General features: G+C 68.6%; 26 protein-coding genes. 14 read left to right on the forward strand and 12 right to left on the reverse strand.

Annotation, left to right across the window (positions count from 1 at the left end):
- Positions 1–21: 21 nt before the first annotated feature.
- The 4 genes from HUS23_12930 to gluQRS form a co-directional block, all read right to left on the reverse strand.
- Entirely contained in the window at positions 22–732 is a 711-nt protein-coding gene (locus HUS23_12930) for a 3'-5' exonuclease (GenBank protein ID QKT04647.1), read from the reverse strand.
- On the reverse strand, positions 729–2,603 hold the full coding sequence (locus HUS23_12935; protein ID QKT04648.1) for a CBS domain-containing protein: 1,875 nt from the start codon (positions 2,601–2,603) through the stop codon (positions 729–731). Before HUS23_12935 ends, HUS23_12930 begins: the two co-directional genes overlap by 4 nt.
- 216 nt (positions 2,604–2,819) lie before the next feature.
- The gene (locus tag HUS23_12940; GenBank protein QKT04649.1) at positions 2,820–3,266 is read right to left on the reverse strand and encodes a hypothetical protein; all 447 of its coding nucleotides are present in this window, start codon (positions 3,264–3,266) and stop codon (positions 2,820–2,822) included.
- A 53-nt stretch (positions 3,267–3,319) separates the two neighbouring features.
- Positions 3,320–4,213 carry a tRNA glutamyl-Q(34) synthetase GluQRS gene (gene gluQRS / locus HUS23_12945; protein QKT04650.1) on the reverse strand — a complete coding sequence of 298 codons (894 nt, stop codon included), beginning with the start codon at positions 4,211–4,213 and terminating at the stop codon, positions 3,320–3,322.
- 275 nt (positions 4,214–4,488) lie between these two features.
- Between gluQRS and HUS23_12950 the strand changes: the two genes are divergently transcribed.
- Complete coding sequence (locus HUS23_12950; protein QKT04651.1) at positions 4,489–4,818, forward strand: DUF3579 domain-containing protein; 330 nt, start codon at positions 4,489–4,491, stop codon at positions 4,816–4,818.
- Between the two features lie 83 nt (positions 4,819–4,901).
- Here the strand turns inward: HUS23_12950 and dksA are convergent, their stop codons facing one another.
- Positions 4,902–5,399 carry an RNA polymerase-binding protein DksA gene (gene dksA, locus HUS23_12955; GenBank protein QKT04652.1) on the reverse strand — a complete coding sequence of 166 codons (498 nt, stop codon included), beginning with the start codon at positions 5,397–5,399 and terminating at the stop codon, positions 4,902–4,904.
- A 155-nt stretch (positions 5,400–5,554) separates the two neighbouring features.
- Between dksA and HUS23_12960 the strand changes: the two genes are divergently transcribed.
- Positions 5,555–6,343, forward strand: coding sequence for an HAD family hydrolase (locus tag HUS23_12960; GenBank protein QKT04653.1), 789 nt, complete (start codon positions 5,555–5,557; stop codon positions 6,341–6,343).
- Positions 6,333–7,505, forward strand: a complete 1,173-nt coding sequence (locus HUS23_12965) for a pyridoxal phosphate-dependent aminotransferase (protein QKT04654.1) — start codon at positions 6,333–6,335, stop codon at positions 7,503–7,505. Before HUS23_12960 ends, HUS23_12965 begins: the two co-directional genes overlap by 11 nt.
- 154 nt (positions 7,506–7,659) lie before the next feature.
- Here HUS23_12965 and HUS23_12970 read toward each other — a convergent pair whose 3' ends face one another.
- Positions 7,660–8,100 carry a DUF4168 domain-containing protein gene (locus HUS23_12970; protein QKT04655.1) on the reverse strand — a complete coding sequence of 147 codons (441 nt, stop codon included), beginning with the start codon at positions 8,098–8,100 and terminating at the stop codon, positions 7,660–7,662.
- A gap of 166 nt (positions 8,101–8,266) precedes the next feature.
- On the opposite strand from HUS23_12970, the gene HUS23_12975 reads away from it, so the two are divergent.
- Entirely contained in the window at positions 8,267–9,649 is a 1,383-nt protein-coding gene (locus tag HUS23_12975) for a sigma-54-dependent Fis family transcriptional regulator (protein QKT04656.1), read from the forward strand.
- Between the two features lie 96 nt (positions 9,650–9,745).
- Here HUS23_12975 and HUS23_12980 read toward each other — a convergent pair whose 3' ends face one another.
- On the reverse strand, positions 9,746–10,141 hold the full coding sequence (locus HUS23_12980; protein ID QKT04657.1) for a DoxX family protein: 396 nt from the start codon (positions 10,139–10,141) through the stop codon (positions 9,746–9,748).
- A gap of 188 nt (positions 10,142–10,329) precedes the next feature.
- Between HUS23_12980 and HUS23_12985 the strand changes: the two genes are divergently transcribed.
- The 9 genes from HUS23_12985 (at position 10,330) to HUS23_13025 (ending at position 19,022) form a co-directional block, all read left to right on the forward strand.
- Positions 10,330–10,605 carry a hypothetical protein gene (locus tag HUS23_12985; protein QKT04658.1) on the forward strand — a complete coding sequence of 92 codons (276 nt, stop codon included), beginning with the start codon at positions 10,330–10,332 and terminating at the stop codon, positions 10,603–10,605.
- Positions 10,606–10,617: 12 nt separating this feature from the next.
- A complete protein-coding gene (locus tag HUS23_12990; protein ID QKT04659.1) occupies positions 10,618–11,319 on the forward strand; it encodes a gluconate 2-dehydrogenase subunit 3 family protein in 702 nt (233 codons plus the stop codon).
- A gap of 88 nt (positions 11,320–11,407) precedes the next feature.
- The gene (locus HUS23_12995) at positions 11,408–13,177 is read left to right on the forward strand and encodes a GMC family oxidoreductase (protein ID QKT04660.1); all 1,770 of its coding nucleotides are present in this window, start codon (positions 11,408–11,410) and stop codon (positions 13,175–13,177) included.
- Positions 13,174–13,872 (forward strand): cytochrome c4, encoded by a 699-nt coding sequence (locus tag HUS23_13000; GenBank protein QKT04661.1) that lies wholly within the window; start codon positions 13,174–13,176, stop codon positions 13,870–13,872. Before HUS23_12995 ends, HUS23_13000 begins: the two co-directional genes overlap by 4 nt.
- A gap of 7 nt (positions 13,873–13,879) precedes the next feature.
- Positions 13,880–14,266: a c-type cytochrome gene (locus tag HUS23_13005; GenBank protein QKT05087.1), complete on the forward strand. Its 387-nt coding sequence runs from the start codon at positions 13,880–13,882 to the stop codon at positions 14,264–14,266.
- A gap of 7 nt (positions 14,267–14,273) precedes the next feature.
- Positions 14,274–15,260, forward strand: coding sequence for a cytochrome c oxidase subunit II (coxB, locus tag HUS23_13010; GenBank protein QKT04662.1), 987 nt, complete (start codon positions 14,274–14,276; stop codon positions 15,258–15,260).
- On the forward strand, positions 15,257–17,746 hold the full coding sequence (ctaD, locus tag HUS23_13015; GenBank protein ID QKT04663.1) for a cytochrome c oxidase subunit I: 2,490 nt from the start codon (positions 15,257–15,259) through the stop codon (positions 17,744–17,746). The genes coxB and ctaD overlap by 4 nt, the downstream gene beginning before the upstream one ends.
- A complete protein-coding gene (locus tag HUS23_13020) occupies positions 17,743–18,144 on the forward strand; it encodes a hypothetical protein (protein QKT04664.1) in 402 nt (133 codons plus the stop codon). Before ctaD ends, HUS23_13020 begins: the two co-directional genes overlap by 4 nt.
- A complete protein-coding gene (locus HUS23_13025) occupies positions 18,132–19,022 on the forward strand; it encodes a cytochrome c oxidase assembly protein (GenBank protein QKT04665.1) in 891 nt (296 codons plus the stop codon). Before HUS23_13020 ends, HUS23_13025 begins: the two co-directional genes overlap by 13 nt.
- A 39-nt stretch (positions 19,023–19,061) precedes the next feature.
- On the opposite strand, the gene HUS23_13030 is transcribed toward HUS23_13025, so the two are convergent.
- From HUS23_13030 to ppsA, 4 genes are all read right to left on the reverse strand, one after another.
- Entirely contained in the window at positions 19,062–19,250 is a 189-nt protein-coding gene (locus tag HUS23_13030) for a hypothetical protein (protein ID QKT04666.1), read from the reverse strand.
- A 33-nt stretch (positions 19,251–19,283) separates the two neighbouring features.
- Entirely contained in the window at positions 19,284–19,451 is a 168-nt protein-coding gene (locus HUS23_13035; protein ID QKT04667.1) for a DUF1328 domain-containing protein, read from the reverse strand.
- A 197-nt stretch (positions 19,452–19,648) separates the two neighbouring features.
- Positions 19,649–20,446, reverse strand: coding sequence for a rhodanese (locus HUS23_13040; protein QKT04668.1), 798 nt, complete (start codon positions 20,444–20,446; stop codon positions 19,649–19,651).
- A gap of 110 nt (positions 20,447–20,556) precedes the next feature.
- Positions 20,557–22,926, reverse strand: a complete 2,370-nt coding sequence (ppsA, locus tag HUS23_13045; protein QKT04669.1) for a phosphoenolpyruvate synthase — start codon at positions 22,924–22,926, stop codon at positions 20,557–20,559.
- A gap of 107 nt (positions 22,927–23,033) precedes the next feature.
- Here ppsA and HUS23_13050 point away from each other — a divergent pair, with 107 nt between their 5' ends.
- Positions 23,034–23,843: a kinase/pyrophosphorylase gene (locus HUS23_13050; protein ID QKT04670.1), complete on the forward strand. Its 810-nt coding sequence runs from the start codon at positions 23,034–23,036 to the stop codon at positions 23,841–23,843.
- On the opposite strand, the gene HUS23_13055 is transcribed toward HUS23_13050, so the two are convergent.
- Positions 23,836–25,494, reverse strand: a complete 1,659-nt coding sequence (locus HUS23_13055; GenBank protein QKT04671.1) for an alpha-D-glucose phosphate-specific phosphoglucomutase — start codon at positions 25,492–25,494, stop codon at positions 23,836–23,838. The genes HUS23_13050 and HUS23_13055 overlap by 8 nt on opposite strands.
- Between the last annotated feature and the right edge of the window lie 180 nt (positions 25,495–25,674).

Consider the following 25,674-nt stretch of genomic DNA (forward strand, 5'->3'; position numbering starts at 1 on the left):
ATCAGCGGGCCGGCCCGCTGATCAGACACCGCTAATGCCCCCGCCGGCGGGGAATCGGTCACAGGCCTCGGCCTGGGCGCATAGGGCGCCCGCTCCGGCCAGCCCTTGCGAGCGCGCCTTGTTGAGCGCGATCAGAAACAGTTGCGCCGCTGCCAGTGCATCGGCATGCGCGCTGTGGCGCTGAAGCGCGGGGATGCCAAAGCGTGCCAGCCAGTCGTCCAGCGAGGCCTGCCCCGCCGGCGCGCCGGGAAACAGGGCCGGCAGCAGGCGCGCGAGGTCCAGCCACACGTTCGGCAGCGCGCGCACCCCTAAGTGGCGGCGCAGCGCGCGGGTGAGGAACGCCGCATCGAACGGCGCGTGGTAGGCCACCAGCGTGCGCCGCTCGGCCAGTTCGAGAAAGTCGAGCAGGCATTCGGCGGGCGGTTCCCCGGCCAGTTGCTGCGTCGGGCCCAGGCCGTGCACCAGGATGTTCTCGCGCTCGCTGGGCGCGTCCTGACGCAGTACCCGGTGCATGGCGCGGCCGAGTTGCAGGCGCCCTGCGTCGACCGGTACGGCGCCGATGGATAGCACCCGATCGCGCCGCAAGTTGAGCCCGCCGGTCTCTAGGTCCACCACCAGATAGGCGTCCGCCGGTGCACTTTCGTCGCGCGCCCTGCGCGCGCGCCAGCCGTCCAGGCGCGCGCGCTGTGCCTCGCTCAGGCGCGGGCGAAGGCGGCCGGGCCACCATTTCACAGGGCATAGTCCATGCCGAGCCGAGCCTGCAGCTTGCGCGCCTGGCGAAAGCTCTCCTTGAGGATGCGCCGATCCAGCTCGTTGAGCGTGTCGGGGTCCAGGTGGTTGTCGAGCGCCACGCCGGCCCGCTCCTGGTCGTGATGCTGACGCAGGCGCAGGAGCTGGATGAAGTGGTAGGCGTCGATCCAGGCCGCCGTCTCGCTCCGGGGCAGGTGGTCGGCCTCCGCGAGGGCGAGCAGGCGCCGCGCGGTATTGGTCTCACGGATGCCGTGGGCCAGGGCGTAGACGCGCGCCGCATCGGTAAAGGGCATCGCACCCTGGCCTTTGAGGTCCAGCGTGTTGGGGTGCTCGCCGCCGCTGCTGACCTGGAAGTCGCGGATCAGGCCGAGGGGCGGTGCATTGCGCAGCGCGTTCTCGGCCATCAACCGCAGGAAGCGGGGCGTGCGTCCCGCCCGCTCCAGGATCCAGGCGCGCAGCTCGTCCACCGCCGGTTCGTCGCCGAGCAGGGCGCGCAGATCGAAGAAAATGCTGACCTTGAGCAGGTGCTCGGGCGAACCCTGTTCGATCCAGCGATCGAAACGCTGACGCCACTCGGCGGCGGTGAGGCAGAGCTCCGGGTTGGAGGCCATGATGTTGCCGGGACACAGCGGGAAGCCGCACTCGGCCAGGGCCTCGTTGATGCGCCGCGCGCGGACCAACACCGCCACCCGCCCGGCCTCGTCCAGCGGTTCGGCGAGCAGGATGCCGTTGTCCTGGTCGGTGCGCAGGGTCTGCTCGTGGCGGCCCTCGCTGCCGAAGGCGAGCCAAGTGAAGGGCGGGCTTTGGTCGCCGTCGCACAGCTCGATCACGCGCCGCGTGATGTGGTCGTTCAGGGCGGTGATGATGCGCGTGATCTGGTCGACCTGCGCGCCCTGCGCGAGCAGCTGATGGGCGGCGCGGTGCACGTCGCCCGACAGGGCCTTCAGCGCCGGGATATCGTGCGCGTGCAGGATGGCGCGCGTGAGGTTGACCAGGCCCAGCCGATGGAAGGCGAACAGGTCGCGTTCGGACACCACACCCACTAGACGATCGCCTTCCACGATGCACACGTGGCCGAAGCCCTCGCGCGCCATCAGCAGCGCGGCCTCATGGGCGAGCGCCTGCGCCGGCAGGCTGAGCGGGCCGTGAGTCATCACGCTCGCGATGGGCGCGTCGAGGTCGTGCTCGGGCAGGGCGACGCGGTCGAGCAGGTCGTGCAGCGTGAACACGCCCACCGGCCGCTCGTCGTCATCGCAGGCGACGATGCTGCCGACGCGCTCGCGCTGCATGGTCTCGAGTGCCGCGCGGATCGACGTCTGTGGCCGGCAGCGGACCGGGCGGCGACGCACCAAGGTTTGCAGCGGGGTGGTCAAGGGCTGTCGCTCGGTGACCTGCGCGGCGCAGGCGGTCTGCACATGGCGCAGCGCATTGTCCAGCAGGTTGGCGAGGCGTCGGGTGCAGAAGTCCTTGAAGTGAGCGCTGCGCTGCAGGAGTTCGAGAAAGTCGTCGCGCGCGAGTTCGAAGCAGAAGGTGTCCTGCGTGGCGCGGTGCACCATGGTGACCGGCCGCCCCGCCATCAGCGCGCCGATCGGGAACGCCTCGCCCGCGCCCAGCTCCCATGCGTCCTGACCGCCGGCGGGATCGCCCGCCGGCTCGCCGGCCACGCGCCCTTGCTTGATGATGTACAGGCGCGCCGCGGCCCCGTCGTCGGGCGCGGCCAGCACTTCGCCTTGGGCGAAAAAGGCCAGCTGCAGGCGCTGGGCGAGATGGCGCAGCTCCTCTTCCGGCATGGCGCTGAAGGGCGCATGCGCGGCGAGGAAATCGATAACAGGCGCAAGCGTGTTACCCGCCATGTGGATTATGGCTCCCCAAAACAGTATCCACCGTCATTCCCGGCGTCCAACTGGCGCCGAAAGCATCGAATCGTAAGCTGGCCGACTGATGTAACGCGTTGTAATTATTGGGGAGAAGGGTGCCTGGCTGGCCACTCCTTGATCTCGAGCGGGAACATAGCACGATTCGGCGGATTTCGCACGCCAGAATCACGATGTAGAGGCGCGTGGGCCTGCCTAGACGCGGCGAGCGAACAGGCTCTGCCACCAGCGGCGCCGCCCGGCCGGCTGCGGCAAGGCCGTGGCCAGTTCCACGGGGATCAGGGTCGAGAGTACCCAGGCGGGCGGCGGCGGCCCGCCGGGGGCGCTGCCGCACACGCTGCCGAGGTTGTTCGGGTCGTAGACCTTGATGAAGGCGGGGCGGCGGAGGTCGTCGGCATAGACGATGCCGCAATAGTCATGGGCGTGGTCGCGCCGCAGGAGCGCGTCCAGTTCGCTCAAGAAGCGCACCAGATCCTCCGGCGAGGCCGGTTCGCGCGGTGGCGGCTCGCCGGTCGCGTAGATGTACCAGCCGTCCGGCGCGGCTCGCACCGTCTCCCACAAGCCCTCGAGTTGCGGCCAGCGCAGCACACCGGTGAAGCCGCCGCGGTAGGCGCGCAGAAAGTCGGGTTCAGTCGTAGACATAGCAAGAGTATGGCGCGCGGCGAACGCGCTCGTCCATGCCGGGTGGCCGAAGCTCAGGCATCGGGCGGGGCCGGATAGTCGACCCTGAGGTTGCGCGGCACGCGCGCGTCCTCCCATGAGGCTCGCGCCCACGCCCATACCTCGGCGAGGTCCTCCGCCAGTTCCTCGGGCACCGGTTGGCCCAGCGCGCGTAGCGCCTGCCAGAGGGTCGGCGCGGCGCGCGCGCGCTCGATGGGCGGGGCGTGAGTCTGCTTGCTCAGCTTCTCGCCCGCGGCGTTGACCACCACGGGCAGATGGGCAAAGCGCGGCGTGGCGAGCCCGAGCAGGCCCTGCAGATGGATCTGGCGCGGCGTGGAGCCGAGCAGGTCCGCGCCGCGCACCACCTCCGTGACGCCTTGCTCGGCGTCGTCGACCACCACCGCGAGCTGATAGGCGAAATAGCCGTCGGCGCGGCGCAGCACGAAGTCGCCCGCCTCGTGTTCGACGTCGTGCCAGATCCGCCCCTGGTACACGTCGTGGAAGCAGACCCGGCTGCCCTCGGTGCGCACGCGCACCGCGCGTGCGGTGCGCCCGGCCCCCACCCCGGCGCGGCAGGTGCCGGGGTAGATGCGCTGCCCGGCCAGGTCCTTTCGGCTGCAGGCGCAGCCGTACACGGCGCCCTGGCGGGCGAGCGCCTCGAGTGCCGCGCGATAGGCCTCGTCGCGGGTGCCCTGATAGAGCACCGCCCCGTCCCACTCGAATCCGTAGGCCTCCAGGGTGCGCAGGATGTCGTCCGCCGCGCCCGCCACGCACCGCGGCCGATCCAGGTCCTCCATGCGCACCAACCAGCGGCCGCCCGCGCGGTGCGCGCGCAGATAGCTGCCGAGCGCGGTCACCAGGGAACCGAAATGCAGCGGGCCGGTGGGCGAGGGGGCGAAGCGCCCGCAATAGGGGGCGTTGGCGTCCATCGCAGGGTCAGATGGCGGCGGAGCCGGCATGGGCTAGGTCCTTGGTGGCGTATCCCGAGGCGGCGGTGGAAAAAAAGCAACGGCCGCGGCCTGACAGGGCGGTTCGGCTGTGCCACGCTAACTCAATGTCAGCGAGGTGCCTTGGCCCTGGCGACGTGCCGTCTCGGCAGTGGATCGGGGCGGTGCGCTCACCCGCGGCTCGTTCATGACGACGCGCCGCTATTTTTTCCGCGCAGCGACGACCCTGTCAAAGGGAAGCGACAGGAGAACTCCGCATGGAGCCGGATTCAGATCGGTTGATCATCGAGGGCGTACAGGAGGACGGGCGACGCTTTCGTCCCAGTGACTGGGCCGAGCGCATCTCCGCCAATCTGGCGCGCTTCGGCCCCGACCATCGTCTGCATTACGCCGACAGCGTACGGCCTTGCCTCATCGGCGGGGTGCGGTGCCTGGTGGTGGAGCAGGACCTCTACCTGAAGGACCCGCAGTCCTTCAACTTCATCTTGGATTTCGCGAAGAGCAACCACCTGCGTATCCAACCGGATCGGCGTCGCCGTCCGCGCGAGGAGCAGGATCAGCGCGAGGGGGAGAATGGGAACGGCTGAGGGCGTTGGGTTGAGCGTGGGCCTTGCTCGCCTGCCGCGCGGCCGCCGAAGTGGCCGCGCGGTAAGCGGAAGCTACCGCGGATCTAGCCCATCTGGCGTTCGCGGATCTCGTCGAGCGTCTTGCAGTCGATGCACAGCGTCGCCGTAGGACGGGCCTCCAGACGACGGATGCCGATCTCCACGCCGCAGACGTCGCAGTAGCCGTACTCGTCGGCCTCGATCTTGCTGATGGCCTCGTCGATCTTCTTGATCAGCTTGCGTTCGCGGTCGCGCGTGCGCAGTTCCATGGTGAACTCGGACTCCTGCGTCGCACGGTCGTTGGGGTCGGGGAAGTTGGCCGCCTCGTCCTGCATGTGGTGCACAGTGCGGTCCACTTCTTCCATCAGTTCCCGCTTCCAGGCAACCAGCATGGCGCGGAAGTGGGCCTTCTGCGACTCGTTCATGTACTCCTCGTCGCCCTTCGCCTCGTACGGGGTGAACTTCTTCACACCCTCCAAGGCATTGTTCCCCTGAGGATTTTCCTTGGGGTTCCCGGCCGCGGTGGTCTTGTTGTCCGCCGCGGTGCTCTTCTTCGCCGTCATGCTGCTCTCTCTCCTGCGTGCAGGGTGTGTCAAAAGACGCGGTTCTATAGCAGATAGCCGAGGTGCGTGCAAGGGTCATGCCGCGCCTGCCGGCGTGATTGCCCGCGCGAGGTGGGCTAATCTATGGGGTTTTGACCACAAGGGCAATGCAAGATATGCACGAACTCCAAGCGCTCCTGTTCGATGTGGATGGTACCTTGGCCGATACGGAGCGCGATGGGCACCGCGTCTCATTCAATGCGGCCTTCGCCGACGCGGGCTTGGATTGGGACTGGAGTCCCGATCTGTACGGCGAGCTGCTGACGGTGACCGGCGGCAAGGAGCGCATACGCTACTACCTCGACCGGTATCGCCCCGACTTCCAGCGCCCCGCCGACCTCGACGGCTTCATCGCCGGGTTGCATGCCGCCAAGACCGCCCACTACACCCGCCTGCTGGCCGAGGGGGGCATCCCGCTCCGTGCCGGCGTGCGGCGCCTGCTGGAGGAGGCCCGCGCCGCCGGTCTGCGCCTGGCGATCACCACCACCACCACGCCGGCTAACGTCCATGCGCTGTTGGAAAACGCGCTGGCGCCGGATGCGGCGTCCTGGTTCGAGGTGATCGCGGCGGGCGACATCGTGCCGGCCAAGAAGCCCGATCCGGCCATCTATCACTACACTTTGCAGCAGATGGACCTCGATCCGCTGCAGTGTGTGGCGTTCGAGGATTCGGAGAACGGCCTGCGCTCGTCGCTGGGCTCCGGGGTGCCGACCCTGATCACGGTCAACGGCTACACGCGCGACCATGACTTCAGCGGCGCCCAGCTGGTGGTCGATCAACTGGGCGAGCCGGGCGCGGCGTGCCGCGTGCTGGCCGGAGAGGCCCACGGCGCCGAGTTCGTGGACCTCGATCTGGTTCGGCGCCTGCACGCGGCTGCTTGCGAGGCGGAGGCCGATGCCGGCTGAGGCGCGTGTGGCGGCGCGCGCCGCCGCCATCGAGCCGTTCCACGTCATGGCCCTGCTCGGGCGGGCGCGTGAGTTGGAGGCCGCCGGGCACCATGTGGTGCACATGGAGATCGGCGAACCCGACCTGCCGACGCCGGCCCTGGTGAGCGAGGCGGCCGCGCGCGCGGTGGCGGAGGGCCGCACGCATTACACGCCCTCGTTGGGCCTGCCCGCGCTGCGGGAAGCGATCGCGGGCTATTACGCTGAGCACTTCGGCGTGACGGTGGCGAGTGAGCGCGTGATCGTCACCCCCGGCGCCTCGGGGGCCTTGTTGCTCGCCATGGCAGCGACCTTGGATCCGGGCGACGAGGTGCTGTTGGCCGATCCGGGATATCCGTGTAACCGCAATTTCGCCCGTCTGTTGGCGGTGGAGGCCCGCGCCGTACCCGTAGAGGCCGCGCAGCGCTATCAGCTCACCCCGGAAGCGGTCGCGCGCCACTTTGGACCGCGCACCCGCGCGGTGATGGTCGCCTCGCCCAGTAATCCCACCGGCACGTTGATCGAGCCGGCGGCCCTGGCCGCGATCGCGCGGGATGTGACGGCGCGCGGCGCGCATCTGCTGGTGGACGAGATCTATCAGGGGCTGGTGTATGAACAGGCACCGCGAACCGCCTTGGCGTTGGCTCAACCGAGCTTCGTGATCAACAGCTTCTCCAAGTACTTCCATATGACCGGTTGGCGGGTCGGCTGGCTCGTGGTGCCGCCCGGTTACACGGCCGCGGTGGAGCGGCTTGCGCAAAATCTGTTCTTGGCCGCGCCGACGCCCGGGCAGTACGCCGCGCTGGCGGCCTTGTCGCCGCCGGCGCTGGCCGAGTACGAACGGCGCCGGCTACTGTTCAAGCAGCGGCGGGACTATTTGGTACCGGCCTTGGATGCGCTGGGCTTCGAGGTTGGGCCGGCGCCCGAAGGGGCGTTCTACGTCTACGCGGGCTGCGGTCGGTACACCGACGACAGCCTGGCATTCGCCCTGCGCCTCCTGGAGGAGGCCAAAGTGGCCGTGACGCCCGGCGTGGATTTCGGTACCCATGGCGCAGCGACGCATCTTCGGTTCGCCTATACCACGGGCATGGATGAGCTGGAGCGGGGCGTCGCCCGCCTGGAGCGCTATCTGCGCGGCGCCTAGGCTGCGGCGATGGAGGCGCTGGGAGGGTTTCGCGCTGGGAGAGCTTCGCGCCGGGAGGGCCTCGCAAAGAAAAGCGGGAACCCCCTTGCGAAGATTCCCGCCGGTACGGCAACTCGCGCGGGCGTCGACCTCGTCGCGCACCGCGTTGTCGGGCTTAGTTTTGCTGCTTCTCTTCGATCATGTCGAGCAGTCGGTTGCGCAGCTGCTCATCGGGCCCGGCCGCCATGGCGATGGCATTGTAGGTCTGCGGATCCAGCCCCTCGTTCTCGATCGCCTGAATCATCTCCTCATTGGCCTGACGCTGGATCTCCATCGCCTGCTGCGGATCCTCGGAGCGCTCCAGTTCCGGCTCGTACTGCGCGCGGATCTTATCCACTTCGACGAACGCCGCCGCGAAGGCCTCGAGCTGTTCGTCGTCCAGATCCTCGGCTTGCAGCTGCGGCTCGGGCTGAGCCGCCGGCGGCATCGGTTGACCCTGGGCGCCATCGGGTTGGCCATACCCGCCTTCCTGCGCCATCGCGGGCAGGGTAAAGGCCATGGCCGCGGCCAGGGCGGCGGCGGCGAACGATCCGGTAAGCGTGGTGCGCGTAGGCATTAAATCCTCCTCATCTTCATCGTTAAGACACTGGAGAGCCTGATTGCAAGACGGATGCCATGAGCTAAGTCGTCGTTTTCCAGTTCGCAGCGGGGTACCGTGGGGTGCGGTTCGACATAATCATGTGTCATAAATACACATGCGCCATAAAGGGAGCTTCTTGTACATGGGTCGGATACTGATCGTGGAGCCGGATTGCGCGTTGCGCGGTCAGCTCGTGCGCCTGCTCGAAAGTGCCGGCATGCAGATCATCGAGACGGGCGATTTAGTCGACGGGGTGGCGCGTGCCGCTGCAGGGGGGATCGACGCCATCGTCAACGGGCTGCCGCTCGGCGGCGGCTGTCTGCGCCTGCTGGAATACGCGCGGCCGAGCGGCGCACCCGCCTGCGTGGTGTTGCTGCCGCCCGCCGAGATCGCCGCTGCCGCCCAGGTGTTGAGCGCGGGCGCTTACGACTGCCTGTGTAAGCCGCTGGATCTGGATCGGCTGCCGGTGCACCTGCACAGGGCCGTCGAGCACCGGCGTTTACAGGCGGAACTTGCGCGCTACCGCTCACTGGTGGGCGGCAACTTCCACGGCATGATCGGCCGTAGTCCGCCGATGCAGCGCCTGTTCGACGAAGTGCGGCGGGTGGCCAAGGCCACCGGCCCCGCCTTGGTGTCGGGCGAGAGCGGCACCGGCAAGGAACTGGTCGCGCGGGCCTTGCACAGCGAGAGTGAGCGGCGCGACCGCCCCTTCGTGGCGGTGAACTGTGCCGGCGTGCCGGCGGAGCTCTTGGAGAGCGAATTCTTCGGCCATGCGGCAGGCGCCTTCACCGGCGCGCAGCAGGCGCGGCGCGGACTGTTCGCGCAGGCCGTAGGGGGCACGCTGCTGCTCGACGAGATCAGCGAGATGCCGCTGGCGCTGCAGGCCAAGCTGCTGCGCATCCTGCAGGAGGGCGCGGTACGGCCGCTCGGCAGTGAGCAGGAGTACCCGGTGGATGTGCGGGTGGTGGCGGCCACCAACCGCGACCTGGAGGCGGAGGTGCGGGCGGGCCGCTTTCGTGACGACCTCTACTACCGCCTCGAGACCTTTCATATGCACGTGCCGCCGCTGCGCGAGCGCGGTGAGGATGTGGAGCTGCTGGCCGGCGTGTTCGTGGCGCGGCACGCCGAGGCGCTGGGCCGCACGACGCCCCGGCTGGGGGCGGCGGTGCTGGAGCGTCTGCACAGCTATGACTTCCCGGGCAACGTGCGCGAACTCTGGAACGCCATGGAGCGTGCCGTGGTGTTCGCCCCGGGCGAGGAAATCGGCACGGCGGCGTTGCCCGAGCGCATGCGCCGGCGCGGCGGGGCTGCCGCGGTGCGTCCGGCCGATGCCGATCCGCCGCTGTCGCCGTCGCCGGTGCCGCCCGGCCTAATCGAAGGCGCCATGCTACCCACCCTCGCAGAGGTCGAGCGGCGTTATATTCGCTACGTGCTGGAGCAGGCCGCGGGTAACAAGCGCCGCGCCGCCGCCATGCTCGGGATCGGGCGACGCACGCTCTATCGCCGCCTGCAACAGCCCGAGTGACCGACGCCGCGCGGCCAGCGCCGCCCGAATCGACCTGCCACACGCCTTGCCCTTGTTTCGGTACAGCGGCGGGCGAGCCCTCCCGCCCGCGGGCGCCTATTCCTGCCCGAGGCGCAGGCGCCCGGGCCCGGCCGCCATCACGTACAACATCCCCCCCATGATGGCGAGGTTCTTGAGGAACTGGTTCAGCTCCTGGCGCATCGCGGCCGGCGAGGCATCCCAGAAGGGGTGGAAGTAGTAGGTCACCGGAATCAGGAACAGGAACAGCACCAGCGCCGCCAGGCGCGCGCGCAGCCCCAGGGCGAGCATCAGCCCGCCGACGATCTCGATGGCGATGGTGAGCACCAGCAGCACCTGCGGCAGCGGCAGGCCCTTGCTGGCGATGTAGCCGACGGTCGCGTTGAAGAAAAAGACCTTGCTCAGTCCGGCAATGATGAAGATGGCGGCCAGCATCAGTCGCGCGAGCAGCAGAGCGAGGGCGGAGTTGCGCATCGGGATTCCTCGGTCACGGTTGTTCTTCAGGTAGGGGGCGGCAGTCTACCGTGTGCCGCGGTCGGCATAAACGGCGCCGTTCACGGCTTTGACAGCCTCCGGGCGATCGGCTTTGCTTAGCATCATCTGTGCGGACAAGTCGCTGAAACAGCAAGCGCCCTCCATGGGTCGCGCGATCGGGAGATGCCATGAGTCGGGACGGGCTGGCGGCGGTGTTGAGACGCAGTGCCCTGTGCGTGACGGCCGTGGCGGGTGTGGCGCTCGGCAGCACCGCGCTCGCGGCACCGGAGGACGACCCGCCCCCGCCGCATCCGGCGCAGGAGGCGCATGCCGGGCCGGGCACCACGGCGGAGACCACCACCGGCCACTCGGGACGCGAGCCCGACGATGAGGACGAGGCGGACGAGTCCGACAACGAGGGCGACAACGAACAAGCAGAACAGCCGGCCGCCGAGGGCGGCTGAGGGACTATAGCCATGGATGGGGTTACCCGACGTAAGTTCCTGCAGATGATGGGCGGCCTGGGCGCGCTCGGCGTGGCCCCGGCCGGTCTGGCGACGCCCGCGGCGGTCGCCGCCGAGGGCGCGCAAGCGCCGGCGAGCTTTCAGTATCTCAACGACCGCGAAGCGGCCTTTTTGCGTGCGGCGGTGGACCACCTCATACCGGCCGACGAGCGCTGGCCGAGTGCCGCCGAGGCGGGGGTGGTGAACTACATCGACCGCCAACTCGCCGGTGCTTACGGCCATGGGCATCGCCTCTACCTGCAGGGGCCGTGGCCGGCGGGCACGCCGCAGCAGGGCTATCAGCTACGGCTCACCCCGCGCGAGCTTTACAGCCTCGGCATCGCGGCGGTGGAGGCCCGGTTGCAGGAGGACGGCGCCGCCTTCGCCGAGTTGGGGGCGCAGGCGCAGGTGCGCGTCCTGGAGCAACTCGAGCAAGGTGAGCTGGAACTCGAGCCGCTGCCCGCGCCGGTGTTTTTCGAAACCCTGCTCGCCAACACCATCGAAGGTTACTTCGCGGACCCCGCGTACGGCGGGAACCGGGACATGGCGGGCTGGCGCATGGTCGGTTTTCCCGGCGCGTATTCGCAGTACGTCAAAGAGATCGAACGCCACGGAGTGCCCTTCACGCGCCCGCCGATGAGCATGATGCAGTCGGCGCGGCGCCCGCACGGGTAGGGCCGCGCGGCGCAGGGATATCAGCAGCGGAGCGTCGTCCGGCGCGCAGCGAACGCGCCGCGGGCGGTCCGCACCAAGGATGGTGAGCATGGCAATCAGGCTGAAGCCGGTAGACGTGGTGCTGGTCGGCATGGGCTGGACCGGCAGCATCCTGGCCAAGGAACTCAGCGCGGCCGGGCTGCGCGTGGTCGGCCTGGAACGGGGCGGCTGGCGCGAGACGGTGCCCAACTTTCAGTCGCCGGCGATGCACGACGAGTTGCGCTACGCCGTGCGCCACGGCCTGATGCAGGACACCAGCCGCGAGACCCTCACCTTCCGTAACAACGTGCGCCAGGATGCGCTGCCCATGCGCCAGCTCGGCTCGTTTCTGCTCGGCGATCACGTGGGCGGGGCGGGGGTGCACTGGAACGGGCAGGTGTTTCGCTTCCACCCGTTCGATTTTCAGTGGCGCAGCCATCACGTCGAGCGCTACGGCGCCGACATCATCGACCCGGAACTGACGATCCAGGACTGGCCGGTCAGCTACGACGAACTCGAGCCCTATTTCGACCGCTTCGAGTACCTGTGCGGCATCGGGGGCAAGGCCGGCAACCTGCGCGGCGAGATCCAGCCCGGCGGCAACCCCTTCGAGGGTTGGCGCAGCCGCGAGTTTCCCAACCCGCCGATGAAGCTGGCCTACGGCGGCAAGCTGTTCGCCGACGCCGCGCGGGCGCAAGGCTATGCGCCGTTTCCGGTACCCTCGGCCAACCTCACGCGCAACTACACCAACCCCGAAGGGCTGCGCATGAATGCCTGCACCTACTGCGGCTATTGCGAGCGCTTCGGTTGCGAGCACTTCGCCAAGGCCAGCCCGCAGACGTCCATCCTGCCGCTGGCGATGCAGAACGAGAACTTCGAGTTGCGCACGCACGCGCATGTGACGCGGGTCAACACCGCCGGAGTCGGCGGGCTCGCTACCGGGGTGACCTACGTGGACGCGCGCGGGCGTGAATACGAGCAGCCCGCCGAGCTGGTGATCCTGTGCGCCTTCGGTATCCACAACGTGCGACTGTTGCTGCTGTCGGGCATCGGGGAGCCCTACGACCCGCGCACCGGCGAAGGCGTGGTGGGGCGCAACTACAGTTACCAGACCATGAGCTCGGTCGACATCTTCTATCCGCCGGACACGCACATCAATCCGTTCATGGGCGCCGGCGCGCTCGGCATGGTGATCGACGATTTCAACGGCGACAATTTCGATCACAGCGAGCTCGGCTTCATCGGCGGCGCCTATATCGCCGCCTACACCACCGGCGCACGCCCCATCGAGCACCACGCCGTGCCGGAGGACACGCCGCGCTGGGGCGCCGCCTGGAAGCAGGCGGTGGCGCGTTACTTCAACAACAACGTCGGCCTGACCATCCACGGCTCGTCCATGGCGCACCGCGCCAACTATCTGGATCTCGATCCGACCTATCGCGACGCGTACGGCCAGCCGCTCTTGCGCATGACCTTCGATTTCCCGGCGAACGACAAGCGCATGTCGCATTACGTCACCGCGCGCGCGGCCGAGATTGCCGAGGCGATGGGCGGCGAGCAGGTCTCGGTGAGCGAGGTGGATGAGCACTACAGCATCGTGCCCTACCAGAGCACGCACAACACCGGCGGCGCCATCATGGGCGTCGATCCGGCCAGCAGTGCGATCAACCGCTATCTGCAGAGCTGGGCGGCGCACAACGTGTTCGTGATGGGCGCCAGCGCCTTTCCACAGAACCCCGGCTACAACCCGACCGACACAGTCGGTGCGCTGACCTACTGGGCCGCCGAGGCCATCCTCAACGATTACGTGAAGAACCCTCGACCATTGGTGGACGCATGAGACATCGACTCCCCGCGCTACTCATTGCCGGACTGGCCGCGGCCGCGGCCCATGCCGAGCCGGACCTGGAGAACGGGCGCGCCATCGCCATGGGCGGCGGGCCCGGCGGTCCCCAAACCGCGTGCTTCACCTGCCACGGCGCCGAAGGCGAGGGCGATCGCGCGGCGGCCTTCCCGCGCCTGGCGGGGCAGAGCGGGTTCTACCTCTACAAGCAGCTTCAGGACTATGCCTACGGGCATCGCCCGAACGAGGTCATGACGCCCATCGCGCGGGAGTTGAGCGACAGCGACATGGAGGACGTCGCGGCGTACTACGCGGCGCTCACCGACGTGCCCTACGGCGAACCCGGCGAGGCCGATCCCGAACTGCTGCAGCGCGGCGGCCAGCTGTCGGCCATCGGTTCGCGCGAGCAGGGCATTCAGGCCTGCGTCAACTGCCACGGACCCGGCGGGGCGGGCATGGCGCCGAGCTTTCCTTACCTGGCCGGCCAACATGCGAACTACACCGAACTCACGCTGCACCAATGGAAGAACCGTCTGCGGCGCAACGATCCGCTCGGCGTGATGGAGGAGATCGTGCGGCGCATGAGCGATGAGGACATCCGCGCCGTGGCGCTGTACTTCGAGCAGGTGCGTCCAGGCAACGCGCACCCGCAGCCGATCATCCGCAACGGGTTGGGTGAGCATGAGCGCTGAGCGTGGCATGCGGCCGCTGGTCGGGACCCTCGCGCTGCTCGGCGCCGCGCTGATGCTAAGCGCCTGCGATACCGACAGGCCCGCGGCGGATCGCAGCGAACTGCGCGTGGTGGGCGGCGACCCCGAACGGGGCAAGCGCACCTACGTGCAGTACGGCTGCGGCACCTGCCACACCGCGCCCGGCGTGCGCGGGCCGCAAGGCAAGGTCGGTCCGCCCTTGACGCACTTCGCCGAACGCAGCTACATCGGCGGCCAGTTGCCCAACCGGCCGGACGCGCTGGTGCGGTTTCTGCAGGATCCACCGGCCCTGATTCCCGGCACGGCGATGCCGGACATGGGTGTCAACGAGCAGGAGGCGCGCGATATCGCCGCATTCCTGTACACGCTGGACTGAGCACGCCATGGGTGGCACGCGGCTGACCTACCGTCTAGGCGGCGCGCTCGCGTCGCTTGCCCTGGGCGCGTGCAGCGGGCCGCAGAGCACCCTGCAACCCGCCGGCAGCGACGCCCGCCTGATCGACACCCTGTGGTGGGTGATGTTCTGGGGCTCGGTGGTGATCTTTCTCATCGTGATGGCCCTGGTGCTGTACGCCACCTTCCGGCCGCACCACCGCCGCCTGCCGTTCAAGGGCCGTACGCTGATCCTGGTGGGCGGTATCGCCTGGCCGGTGGTGACGCTCACCGCGCTGCTGATCTATGGCGTGAGCGTGGGGCGCACCATCACGCAGCCGGTCGCGCCCGAGGCGGTGCGCATCGAAGTCACCGGACACATGTGGTGGTGGGAGGTGCGCTATCCGGACGAGGGTTTCGTCACCGCCAACGAGATCCGCGTGCCGGTCGGCACCCCGGTCGAGATCGCGGTGGACACGGCCGACGTGATTCATAGCTTTTGGGTTCCGAATCTCGCCGGCAAGCTCGACATGTTGCCGGGACGGGTGAACCACATGCGCTTCACCGCCGAGCAGCCGGGCGTCTACCGCGGCCAGTGCGCCGAGTTCTGCGGGCCGCAGCATGCGCGCATGGCGTTCTACGTGGTGGTGGAGACGCCGGAGGCCTATGCCGCCTGGGTGGAGAAAGAGGCGCAACCGGCGCGTGAGCCGCAGAGTGAACTCGAACTGCGCGGGCGCGACGCCTTCCTCGGCGCCGGCTGCGGCGCCTGTCATACCGTGCGCGGTACCGAGGCCGCCGGCATGCTGGGGCCGGACCTGACTCATCTCGGCGGGCGTCTGTCGATCGGCGCGGGGATGTTCGACAACAACCGCGGCACCCTCGGCGGCTGGATCGTGGACAGCCAGGCGATCAAGCCCGGTAACAAGATGCCCCCGTTCCGCGAGTTCGACGGCGAGACCCTGCAGGCGCTGCTGGTCTACCTGGAGAGCCTGCAGTGACGGGGCGGGAGTTGCACCACGCGCTCGATGTCATCTGGTCGCCGCGCCCGGGACTTGGACGCCTGAGCGCGGTCAACCACACCATCGTCGGGCGCCGCTTCATCGTCACCGGCTTCGTGTTCTTCCTGATCGGCGGTGTGCTGGCGCTGCTGATGCGCACCCAACTCGCGGTGCCCGACAACACGCTGCTCGACCACGATACCTACAACCAGCTGTTCACCATGCACGGCACGACGATGATGTTCCTGTTCGCCGTGCCGATTCTGGAAGGCTTCGCGATGTACCTGATCCCCAAGATGGTCGGGGCCCGCGACATGATCTTCCCGCGCCTGTCGGCGTTTGGTTACTGGTGCTATCTGTTCGGCGGGCTGCTGCTGTACTCGGGTCTGCTGGTCGGTCAGGCGCCGGACGGCGGTTGGTTCATGTATCCGCCGCTGACCAGCGAGGCATACACGCCGGGCCTGAACTCCGACTTCTGGCTGCTGGGCGTGACCTTCGTGGAGATCTCGGCGGTGGCCGCGGGCGTGGAGATCATCGCGACGATTCTGCGCTCGCGCGCGCCCGGCATGGCGATCCAGTACCTGCCGCTGTTCGCCTGGGCGATGCTGGTGGTGGCCTTCATGATCGTGTTCGGCTTCCCGCCGCTGATCCTGGCCAGCATCCTGCTCGAGGTGGAGCGTGCCTTCGGTCTGCCGTACTTCGATGCCACACGCGGCGGCGACGCCCTGTTGTGGCAGCACCTGTTCTGGCTGTTCGGCCACCCCGAGGTCTACATCATCTTCCTGCCCGCCGCGGGCATGCTGTCGATGATCATTCCGGTATTCGCCCGCACGCCCATCGTGGGCTACGTCTGGGTGGTGCTGGCGCTGGTGGCGGTGGGCTTCATCAGCTTCGGCCTGTGGGTGCATCATATGTATGCCACCGGCATTCCGCACCTCGCCCTCAGCTTTTTCTCCGCGGCCAGTCTCGCGGTGAGCATTCCCACCGGCATCCAGATCTTCGCCTGGCTGGCCACGCTGTGGCGCGGCACCCCGCTGCTGCGCACGCCGCTGTTGTTCGTACTCGGCTTCTTCTTCATCTTCGTGATCGGCGGCCTCACCGGCGTGATGCTGGCCATCGTGCCGTTCAACTGGCAAGTGCACGACACCTACTTCGTGGTGGCGCATCTGCACTACGTGCTGATCGGGGGCATGGTGTTCCCGCTGTTCGCGGGGCTCTATTACTGGCTGCCGAGCTCCACCGGACGGCTGCTGTCCGAACGCCTGGGGCGCTGGGCCTTCGGCCTGATGTTCGTGGGCTTCAACGTCAGCTTCCTGCCCATGCACCTGACCGGCATGGTCGGCATGCCGCGGCGCGTGTACACCTATCCGGACTGGATGGGCTGGGACTGGCTCAACCTCATCTCCACCGTCGGCGCTTACCTGTTCGCGCTGGGCGTGCTCGTGTTTCTGATCGACGTGGCGCGCAGCGCGCGACGCGAACCGGGGCCGCGCAACCCCTGGCAGGCCGGGACGCTCGAATGGACCATCCCGACGCCGGTGCCCAACTACAACTTCGTCAGCATCCCGCCCGTGCGCGGCCATGACCCCTTGTGGGAGCGGCCGCAGCTCGCCGCGGAGATGGAGGCGGGCACTCATTATCTCGGCAGTGTCGAGGGGGGGCGGCGCGAGACCGTCGGCACCGGGGTGGTGAGCGGGCGGGCGGAGCAGGTGATCGTGTTGCCGGGGCCGAGTTGGACGCCGCTGGTGAGCGCGCTGTTCGTGGCCGTGTTCTTCGTCGGCTTTTTGATACGCCAGTACGAGTTGGCCGCGGTGGGGGCCGCGCTCGCCGCGGTCGCCTTCATGTTCTGGGGTTGGTTCAACGGCAACGCCAAGGCGCCGGACCTGCGCGAGGCGGCGCCCGGGGTGAGGCTGCCGATGCACTACACCACCGGGTGCCAGGCGCCGGGGTGGTGGGGGCTGGCCATCGCCCTGCTGGCCGACGGCGCGCTGTTCGCCTCGCTGGTGTTCGGCTACTTCTTCCTGTGGACGGTGTCCGACGCCTGGCCGCCGACCGGCTACGACATGCTGGAACTCACGATGCCCGCCCTGGCGCTCGCCGCGGTGGTGCTGAGCAGCGCCGGCCCGGCCTACGCGCGCCGCGCCTTGCTACGCGGCCGGCCGATGGGCGCGGTCGTGGGCCTGTTATTCGGTTTGCTGCTGGCCGGGCTCTACGGCCTGTTGCAGTGGCGGGTGTTGCAGGCGCTGCCCTTCGGCGCCACCGAGCATGCCTACGGCGCACTGGTGTACACCATCGTGGTCTTCCACCTGGTGCACATGGCGATGGCGGTCATGATCGCCTTCATCACGCTGCTGAAGGCCCTCGGGGGCTACCTCACCCCCACCCGCTGCGTGGACATCCATGTCACCAACCTGTTCTGGCACTACACGGTGGCCATGTGGGTCGTGAGCTTCGCGGTGGTCCATGTGTTTCCGGAGTGGGTATGAGCTGGCTCACCCCGCATGAGCGTCTGCTGGGCATGGTGCTCGGCCCCATCCTGTGGGCGGTGCACTTTCTGTTCGTGTACATCTTCCAGGCGGTGGGCTGCAGCCTGGGGCTGCATCGCCACGACGTCCTGGGGCTGAATCTGGTGGATGCCGTGCTGCTCGCGGGCAGTGCCGTGTTGATGGCGCTGGTGGTCGCGGGCGCGGTGCGCAGCTTGCTGGCGTGGCGTCGCTACCGGCCCTCGGCAGGACATGAAGCCCTTGACGCCGCGGAGGGGGCAGCGGGCCAACGGCGCGCCTTCATGGCGCGCGTGGCCTTCACGCTGTTCTTACTGTCTCTACTGGCGATGATCTGGGTCACCGTCCCGATCGTGCTGCTGCCCGATCCATGCCTCGCTTAACCGCCTACGGGCCGACCGGTCTGGGGGTGGCGGCGCTGCTGGCTGCGCCGACGGTGCAGGCGCACGCGCCCGAGGCGCGCTGGGGGATCGATCCGTGGGTGGCGGTGCCGCTCGTCGTGTTGATGGCGGTATACCTGCGCGGTTGGCTTGGCAGTCCCCGGCGGCGCGGGGGCGGCGGGCGAGTTGCCGCCTTCTGGCTCGGCTGCGCGACGTTGGCGGTGGCACTGCTCGGGCCCATGGAGGCGTGGGCGGAGGAGGGGCTGGCCGCGCACATGATCCAGCACATGCTGCTGATCGGCGTGGCGGCGCCACTGCTGGTCCTGGCTTGGCCCGGGCCGGTGCTGCTGCGCGGACTGCCGAACCCCTGGCGGCGCGCGGTGGTGTACGGCGCCGTGGCGTTGCGCGGCCCATGGAGCTGGGCGACACGCCTCGCCGTCGCGAGCCTGCTGCACGCCGCAGTGATCTGGCTCTGGCATGCGCCGCCGGCCTTCGACGCCGCGTTGAGCAACCGCGCATTGCACACCCTGGAACACCTGAGCTTCGTGCTCAGCGCGGTGTTGTTCTGGTGGGCAGTGCGGGTCGCCACGGTGCGTGGCGAAGCCGGTGCGGCCGGCCTGTGGATCCTGTTCACCATGATCCACATGGGACTGCTGGGGGCGTTGTTGACCTTCGCGCCGGCGCCTTTGTACGGCTACCACGAACCGCTGCCGTTCGGATTCACGGCGCTGGAAGACCAGCAGCTGGCGGGTTTGGTGATGTGGGTGCCCGCGGGGGCGGTGTATCTCGGAGCGGGTTTGGCGGTGCTGGGATACTGGCTGACGCGCGCGGGGCGCAACTGCGAACCGGCGCGGCCGTCGGGCCGCGCGAAACGGGCGTGAAAACGGCCATCCGCCCGAAGGCGGATGGCCATTGACGGCCTAGTCGAGCGTGCCGCCGCCGCCGGCACCGCCGTCGGCCGGGGGCGCACCCGGATCGCCGCCCGGCTGGTCGGCCGGGGCCTGATCGAACTGGTCACCGCCGGCCGGCTGGTCGGCAGTCTGATCGCAGGCCGCAAGGCCCAGGGTAAAGGCGCCCGCCAACAGTAGCGTCAAAAGCTTAGTCTTCATGCTCACCTCCGTGTTGATTAAACAAGTCGCCCGTCATGCTGGCGGTCGCCCTCGGCCCATGATGAGCGCGACGACGAACAGGACCAAGAACACAACGAACAGCGCTTGGGCGATCCAGGCCGCAGTACCGGCCACGCCGGTGAATCCGAGTAGCGCAGCGACGATCGCAATGATGAGAAAGGTAATGGCCCACGACAGCATGTTGCCTCCTTGCTAATCTGCGTGGTGAGACGGCTGCACTAGCGTGCGAAGGCGTCCGTTTCCTTCGTTACGAGTAGGGTATAGCGGCCATCCCGAGGTTTGGCAAGGAGGCCCCCGCCGGCGGGAGTGGCTGTGTGGCAAAGAAAAACGCGCCGGGAGGGCGGCCCCTCGCCGGCGCGTTCTGCTGATGCGGGCGCTCAGTTGCTGTTGGAGAGCATCGCGTAATAGGCCTGCTCGCCGCCGTCCATGAAGTAGTAGTCGCGCGCGCCGAGCGCCTCCAGCGAGTACTGCAGCCAACGTACCTGACGCCCGACGGCGTCGTAGATCAGCAGCGTCTTACCCTCGGCGCGGGCCTGGCGCACGATTTCCCGCAGGCGCTCGCTATCCCCGAGGGCGACGCGCTGCTCGCGGAACGGGAACAGCGCGATGGCGTCGCGTTGGTGTTCGTCGCGCACGTCCACCACGATGCTGTCGGAGCCGACCCGCTCGGCGAAGGTGGCGGCGTCCAGCATGCGCGCCTTGAAGGCCTTGTCGTCGATCAGGTCGGCGACGTTGATGGGTGACCGACCGAGCAGCACCGACTTGTCGGGATAGGCCTGGGCCCACTCGAAGATGCCGGCGTCGTAGGCCGTGGTGCCCGCGATACCGTGGCGGGCGGCGCGCTCGGATGCCTGATACGAGACACGGCAACTACGTCCGTTGCAGTAGAACGCCAGCGGCTTGCCGGTCTCGGCGCTGAGGGCCCTGATTTCGTCGACGAAGGAATCGCTCGCCAGCGGGATGTTGACCGCTCCCTTGATATGCAGGGTCTGGTATTCGTAGGCCGAGCGTACGTCGACAATGGTGTAGGCGTCGAAACGCGCGTGCAGGTCTTCGCGTTCGACGAAGTCCACTGTGGGATAGAGGCCCCGGCCGGGGAATTCGCCGTCGGCCAGTGTCGGGCCGGTAGCAATAGCGAGCGCGGCGGCGAGAAGGACTAGAACGTACTTGCGCATGGCATCACCTCCTGGGGGTGACCAGCGGCATCCATGCCTGAATTTCTGGGACGGAATGCCCCGTTTTTTGTTGCTTATACCGGAAATCATCGGGGGCCGCCCAACTGGTGTCAATCCTGACGGTTTTTCGCCAGATATAGCCACGTTTCGACGACGGAATCGGGGTTCAGCGAGACGCTGGAGATGCCCTGCTCCATGAGCCAGAAGGCCAGGTCGGGGTGGTCGGAGGGGCCCTGCCCGCAGATGCCCACGTACTTGCCTTGGGCGCGACAGCCCTCGATGGCCATGGCGAGCAGGCGCTTGACGGCCGGGTCACGCTCGTCGAACAGATGGGCGATCACCCCGGAGTCGCGATCCAGCCCCAGGGTGAGCTGGGTCAAATCGTTCGAGCCGATCGAGTAGCCGTCGAAGTGCTGCAGAAAGTCCTCGGCCAGCAGGGCATTGGAGGGAATCTCGCACATCATAATGATCCGCAGCCCGTTCTCGCCGCGGCGCAAGCCGTGCTCGGCCAGCAGCTCCACCGTCTGGCGCGCCTCGTCCACGGTGCGCACGAAGGGGATCATCACCTCCACGTTGGTCAGGCCCATCTCGTCACGCACCCGCTTGACCGCGCGGCACTCCAGCGCGAAGCAGTCGCGGAAGCTCTCCGAGACGTAGCGCGAGGCCCCGCGGAAACCGAGCATCGGGTTGTCCTCGTGCGGCTCGAAGGGTTGGCCGCCGAGCAGGTTGGCGTACTCGTTGGACTTGAAGTCCGACAGGCGCACGATGACCGGCTTCGGGGCGAACGCGGCCCCCAAGGTGGCGATGCCCTCGGCGAGCTTGCCGACGTAGAACTCCACCGGCGAGGCGTAGCCGGCCGCCAGGGCCCGCACCCGCGTCTGCAGCTCGTCAGGCTGCTGGTCAAGGGTAAGCAGCGCCTTGGGGTGCACGCCGATCAGGCGGTTGATGATGAACTCGATGCGCGCGAGGCCCACCCCATCGTTGGGCAGGAAGCGCAAGTCGAAGGCGCGGTCGGGGTTGCCCACGTTCAACATGACTTGGAACGGCAGCTCGGGCATGGACTCCAGATCCAGCTCGCGCACCTCGAACGGCAGGCGCCCGCGGTAGACGTGCCCGGTGTCGCCCTCGGCGCAGGACACGGTGACCTCCTGCTCGCCGAGCAGGCGTTGGGTGGCGTCGCCGGTGCCGACCACGGCGGGGATGCCGAGCTCGCGCGCAATGATGGCCGCATGGCAGGTGCGGCCGCCGCGATCGGTGACAATGGCCGCGGCGCGCTTCATCACCGGCTCCCAATCGGGGTCGGTCATGTCGGCCACCAGCACGTCGCCGGGCTGCACGGTGTGCATCTCCTCGACCTTGCGCACCACGCGCACCGTGCCGGCGCCGATGCGCTGGCCGATGCTGCGGCCCGCGAGCAGCGCCTCGCCGCGCTCCTGCAGGTGGTAGCTCTGCAGCACCGCGCCGCTCGCGCGGCTCTTCACCGTCTCCGGGCGGGCCTGCACGATGTACAGCTCGCCGTCCTCGCCGTCCTTCGCCCACTCGATGTCCATCGGCTTGCCGTAATGGTCGTCGATGGCCACCGCGTGACGCGCGAGCGCCTCCACCTCCGCATCGCTCAGGGTGAAGCTCGCGCGCTCCTCCGCGTCGGTGTCCACGGTGCGCGTGCCCCCGTCCTCGCCCTCGGCGTACACCATCTTGATCGCCTTGCTGCCCAGGCTGCGCCGCAGGATCGCGGGGCGCGCGGCGGCGAGGTTGGGCTTGTACACGTAGAACTCGTCCGGGTTGACCGCGCCTTGAACCACCGTCTCGCCGAGACCGAGGGCGGCGGTGATGAACACCACGTCGCGGAACCCCGACTCGGTGTCGATGGTGAAAATCACGCCGCTGGCGCCGAGGTCGCTGCGCACCATCAACTGCACGCCGGCCGACAGTGCCACGTCCCGGTGGGCAAAACCGTGATGCTCGCGATAGGCGATGGCGCGGTCGTTGAATAGCGAGGCGAACACCGTCTTCAGGCCGTCGATCACCGCGTCCTCGCCGCGCACGTTCAGCAGCGTCTCCTGCTGACCCGCGAAGGAGGCCTCGGGCAGGTCCTCGGCGGTGGCGGAGGAGCGGATCGCCACGGGCGCGGCGCCGCCGCGCTCGCGCGCCAAGCTGCGGTAGGCCTCGCGCACCGCCGTCTCGAGTTCGGCCGGCAAGGGCGTCTCGCGCACCCAGCCCCGAATGTCCTTGCCCGCGCGCGCCAGCGCCTGCACGTCGTCGATGTCGGTGGCGTCGAGACGCTCGTAGATGCGCTGTTCCAGACCCTGATGGGCGAGGAACCTGCGGTAGGCCGCCGCGGTCGTGGCGAAGCCGTCCGGTACCCGCACGCCCGCTTCGGTGAGGCCGCGGATCATCTCGCCCAGCGAGGCGTTCTTGCCGCCCACGTGCTCGACGTCGCCCATCGAGACGTCGCGGAACCAGATGAGATTGTCGTTCATGGTCTACCCCTGCCGTGACTTTTCCGCTCAGTGTACGCGGGTGCGCCGCCCCCCGCCGCCCGATCCCCTCTGACATACTCTGCACATGGCGGCCTAAGGAGTCCTGCATGCGCACCGTGTTCTTCGTGTCCGACCGCACCGGCATCACCGTGGAGGCGATGGGCCGCAGCGTGCTCAGCCAATTCGAGGGCGAGGACTTTCGCCGCGTCCGTCTGCCATTCATCGATACGCTTGATAAAGCCCGCGCCGCGGCGGCCGAGGTGCGGGCCGCCGGCGCGGCCGACGGCGCGCGGCCGCTGGTGTTCAGCACGCTGCTGGACCCGGCGCTGCGCGCCGCCCTGGCCGAGAGCGGCTGCGCACTGTTCGATTTCTTCGAGGCCTTCATCGGCCCCGTCGAGAACGAACTGCAGCGCGCGCCCACGCATGCGCCCGGTCGCACCCACGGCTTGGCGGATCCCGCCGCCTACGCGCGCCGCATGGAGGCGCTGCGCTACGCGCTGCGCACCGACGACGGCGTCGCCACCGACGACTACCGCGATGCCGAGCTGATCCTGGTGGGTGTCTCGCGCTCCGGTAAGACGCCCACCTGCCTATACCTCGCCTTGCAGTACGGCCTGTTCGCCGCCAATTACCCGCTCACCGACGAGGACCTGGAGGCCGGCGAGCTGCCGGCCGCGCTGGTGCCGGTGCGTGAGCGGGTGCGGGGGCTGGTGGTCACCGCCGAGCGCCTGCATCGCCTGCGTCAGGAGCGGCGGCCCAACTCGCCCTATGCCGAGCTCGCGCAGTGTCAGCGCGAGGTGCGCCTGCTGCAGCGTCTGTACCGCGCCGAGCGCATCCCCGCATTGGACGTCAGCGCCATGTCGGTCGAGGAGATTGCCGCCACGCTCGCCGCGAGTCTTGCCCGCCCGCTCAGGTAATGACGGTCGGTGCGCGGCGGCCGGTGCGCTCGCGCAGGCCCACCAGTTGGTCGGCGATGCCGATGAGTTCGGCCAGGGCCTGCTGCGGATCCTGGTCGTGCTTGGCGGGGTCGGGCTCGTGGCGCTCGATGTAGATGCGCAGCGTCGCCCCGGCGGTGCCGGTGCCCGATAGGCGGTACACGATGCGCGCGCCGCCCTCGAAGCCGATGCGCAGGCCCTGATGGCGACTCACGCTGCCGTCTACCGGGTCCGTGTAGCTGAAGTCGTCGCACCAGGCGATGCGCTCGCCGCCGAAGCTGCGCCCGCCGAGGTTCGGTAGCTCGCCGGCCAGGCCGCTCATCAGGGCCTGCGCGAGCGCGGCGTCCAGCTCCTCGTAATCATGACGGGTGTAGTAGTTGCGCCCATAGCGCGCCCAGTGCTCGCGCAGGATCTCGCTGACCGGCTGTTTGCGCACCGCCAGCAGGTTGAGCCAGAACAGCACCGCCCACAGGCCGTCCTTCTCGCGCACATGATCCGAGCCGGTGCCGAAGCTCTCCTCGCCGCACAGCGTGGCGCGCCCATCGTCGAGCAGATTGCCGAAGAACTTCCACCCGGTGGGCGTCTCGTAACAGGGAATGCCGAGCGCTTCGGCGACACGATCGGGCGCCTGGCTGGTCGGCATCGAGCGCGCGATGCCCTTCAGACCGCCGCGATAGCCCGGCACCAGTGCGGCGTTGGCGGCCAGCACCGCCAGACTGTCCGAGGGGGTGACGAAGGTGTTGCGGCCGAGGATCATGTTACGGTCGCCGTCGCCGTCCGAGGCGGCGCCGAACTGCGGCCCGTCCGGCGCGTTCAGCAGCGTGACCAGTTCGTGGGCGTGGACCAGGTTGGGGTCGGGGTGGCCGCCGCCGAAATCCTCGCGCACCTCGCCGTTCATCACGGTGCCGGCGGGGGCGCCGAGGCGGCGCTCCAGGATGTCGCGCGCGTAGGGGCCGGTGACCGCGTGCATGGCGTCGAAGCGCATGTGCCAGCCGGGGATCGTCTCGCCGCGCAGCAGCGCGCCGATGGCCTCGAAGTCGAACAGCTGCTGCATGAGCTCGGCGTAGTCGGCCACGGGGTCGATGATCTCGATCTGCGTCTGGCCGAGTTCGAAGCGGCCCAGCCGGTCGAGCGGTAGCTCCACCTCGTCCAGCGTGAGGTAGGCGTCGATCTCGCGTGAGCGGGCGTAGATGGCTTCGGTGACGGCCTCCGGTGCCGGCCCGCCGTTGGCCACGTTGTACTTGATGCCGAAATCGCCCTCGGGGCCGGCGGGGTTGTGGCTCGCCGACAGCACGATGCCGCCGAGCGCCTGATGCTTGCGAATGATGCAGGAGACCGCCGGCGTGGAGAGGATGCCGCCTTGACCGACCAACACGCGCCCGACCCCGTTGGCCGCCGCCATGCGCAGGATGGTGCCGATCGCGGTGCGGTTGTAGTAGCGCCCGTCGCCGCCCACCACCAGCGTCTTGCCGCGCACGTCCTCCCCCCGCCCATTGTCCAGGATGTCGAAGATCGACTGGACGAAATTCTCGAGGTAGTGGGGCTGCTGGAAGGTCGCGACCTTCTTACGCAGACCGGAGGTGCCGGGCCGCTGATCGAGGTAAGGGCGCGTGGCCACACTGCGAATCTTCATTTGGTATCGTTCTCCGCGGGCTGCGAGTTGTTCGTCCGATGTGTCGTCATTCCACCACAGGCTAGACCATATTTCGACGCGTGCCGCAGCCGTGAGGGACCGCCTTGAAGTGCCGGGCGGTCGCCCCCATATGACCAGCGGGTACGGCCGCTGACCGGCGCCGGGCAGGCGCGGGCGCCG

This window comes from Ectothiorhodospiraceae bacterium 2226 (genome assembly GCA_013348725.1).
Classification (GTDB): Bacteria; Pseudomonadota; Gammaproteobacteria.

Excerpts from the sequence above, each read along its gene's own strand:
- HUS23_12935 (QKT04648.1), bottom strand. The coding sequence starts at position 2,603 with ATGGCGGGTAACACGCTTGCGCCTGTTATCGATTTCCTCGCCGCGCAT.
- HUS23_12940 (QKT04649.1), bottom strand. The coding sequence starts at position 3,266 with ATGTCTACGACTGAACCCGACTTTCTGCGCGCCTACCGCGGCGGCTTC.
- gluQRS (QKT04650.1), bottom strand. The coding sequence starts at position 4,213 with ATGGACGCCAACGCCCCCTATTGCGGGCGCTTCGCCCCCTCGCCCACC.
- HUS23_12950 (QKT04651.1), top strand. The coding sequence starts at position 4,489 with ATGGAGCCGGATTCAGATCGGTTGATCATCGAGGGCGTACAGGAGGAC.
- dksA (QKT04652.1), bottom strand. The coding sequence starts at position 5,399 with ATGACGGCGAAGAAGAGCACCGCGGCGGACAACAAGACCACCGCGGCC.
- HUS23_12960 (QKT04653.1), top strand. The coding sequence starts at position 5,555 with ATGCACGAACTCCAAGCGCTCCTGTTCGATGTGGATGGTACCTTGGCC.
- HUS23_12965 (QKT04654.1), top strand. The coding sequence starts at position 6,333 with ATGCCGGCTGAGGCGCGTGTGGCGGCGCGCGCCGCCGCCATCGAGCCG.
- HUS23_12970 (QKT04655.1), bottom strand. The coding sequence starts at position 8,100 with ATGCCTACGCGCACCACGCTTACCGGATCGTTCGCCGCCGCCGCCCTG.
- HUS23_12975 (QKT04656.1), top strand. The coding sequence starts at position 8,267 with ATGGGTCGGATACTGATCGTGGAGCCGGATTGCGCGTTGCGCGGTCAG.
- HUS23_12980 (QKT04657.1), bottom strand. The coding sequence starts at position 10,141 with ATGCGCAACTCCGCCCTCGCTCTGCTGCTCGCGCGACTGATGCTGGCC.
- HUS23_12985 (QKT04658.1), top strand. The coding sequence starts at position 10,330 with ATGAGTCGGGACGGGCTGGCGGCGGTGTTGAGACGCAGTGCCCTGTGC.
- HUS23_12990 (QKT04659.1), top strand. The coding sequence starts at position 10,618 with ATGGATGGGGTTACCCGACGTAAGTTCCTGCAGATGATGGGCGGCCTG.
- HUS23_12995 (QKT04660.1), top strand. The coding sequence starts at position 11,408 with ATGGCAATCAGGCTGAAGCCGGTAGACGTGGTGCTGGTCGGCATGGGC.
- HUS23_13000 (QKT04661.1), top strand. The coding sequence starts at position 13,174 with ATGAGACATCGACTCCCCGCGCTACTCATTGCCGGACTGGCCGCGGCC.
- HUS23_13005 (QKT05087.1), top strand. The coding sequence starts at position 13,880 with ATGCGGCCGCTGGTCGGGACCCTCGCGCTGCTCGGCGCCGCGCTGATG.
- coxB (QKT04662.1), top strand. The coding sequence starts at position 14,274 with ATGGGTGGCACGCGGCTGACCTACCGTCTAGGCGGCGCGCTCGCGTCG.
- HUS23_13020 (QKT04664.1), top strand. The coding sequence starts at position 17,743 with ATGAGCTGGCTCACCCCGCATGAGCGTCTGCTGGGCATGGTGCTCGGC.
- HUS23_13025 (QKT04665.1), top strand. The coding sequence starts at position 18,132 with ATGCCTCGCTTAACCGCCTACGGGCCGACCGGTCTGGGGGTGGCGGCG.
- HUS23_13030 (QKT04666.1), bottom strand. The coding sequence starts at position 19,250 with ATGAAGACTAAGCTTTTGACGCTACTGTTGGCGGGCGCCTTTACCCTG.
- HUS23_13035 (QKT04667.1), bottom strand. The coding sequence starts at position 19,451 with ATGCTGTCGTGGGCCATTACCTTTCTCATCATTGCGATCGTCGCTGCG.
- HUS23_13040 (QKT04668.1), bottom strand. The coding sequence starts at position 20,446 with ATGCGCAAGTACGTTCTAGTCCTTCTCGCCGCCGCGCTCGCTATTGCT.
- ppsA (QKT04669.1), bottom strand. The coding sequence starts at position 22,926 with ATGAACGACAATCTCATCTGGTTCCGCGACGTCTCGATGGGCGACGTC.
- HUS23_13050 (QKT04670.1), top strand. The coding sequence starts at position 23,034 with ATGCGCACCGTGTTCTTCGTGTCCGACCGCACCGGCATCACCGTGGAG.
- HUS23_13055 (QKT04671.1), bottom strand. The coding sequence starts at position 25,494 with ATGAAGATTCGCAGTGTGGCCACGCGCCCTTACCTCGATCAGCGGCCC.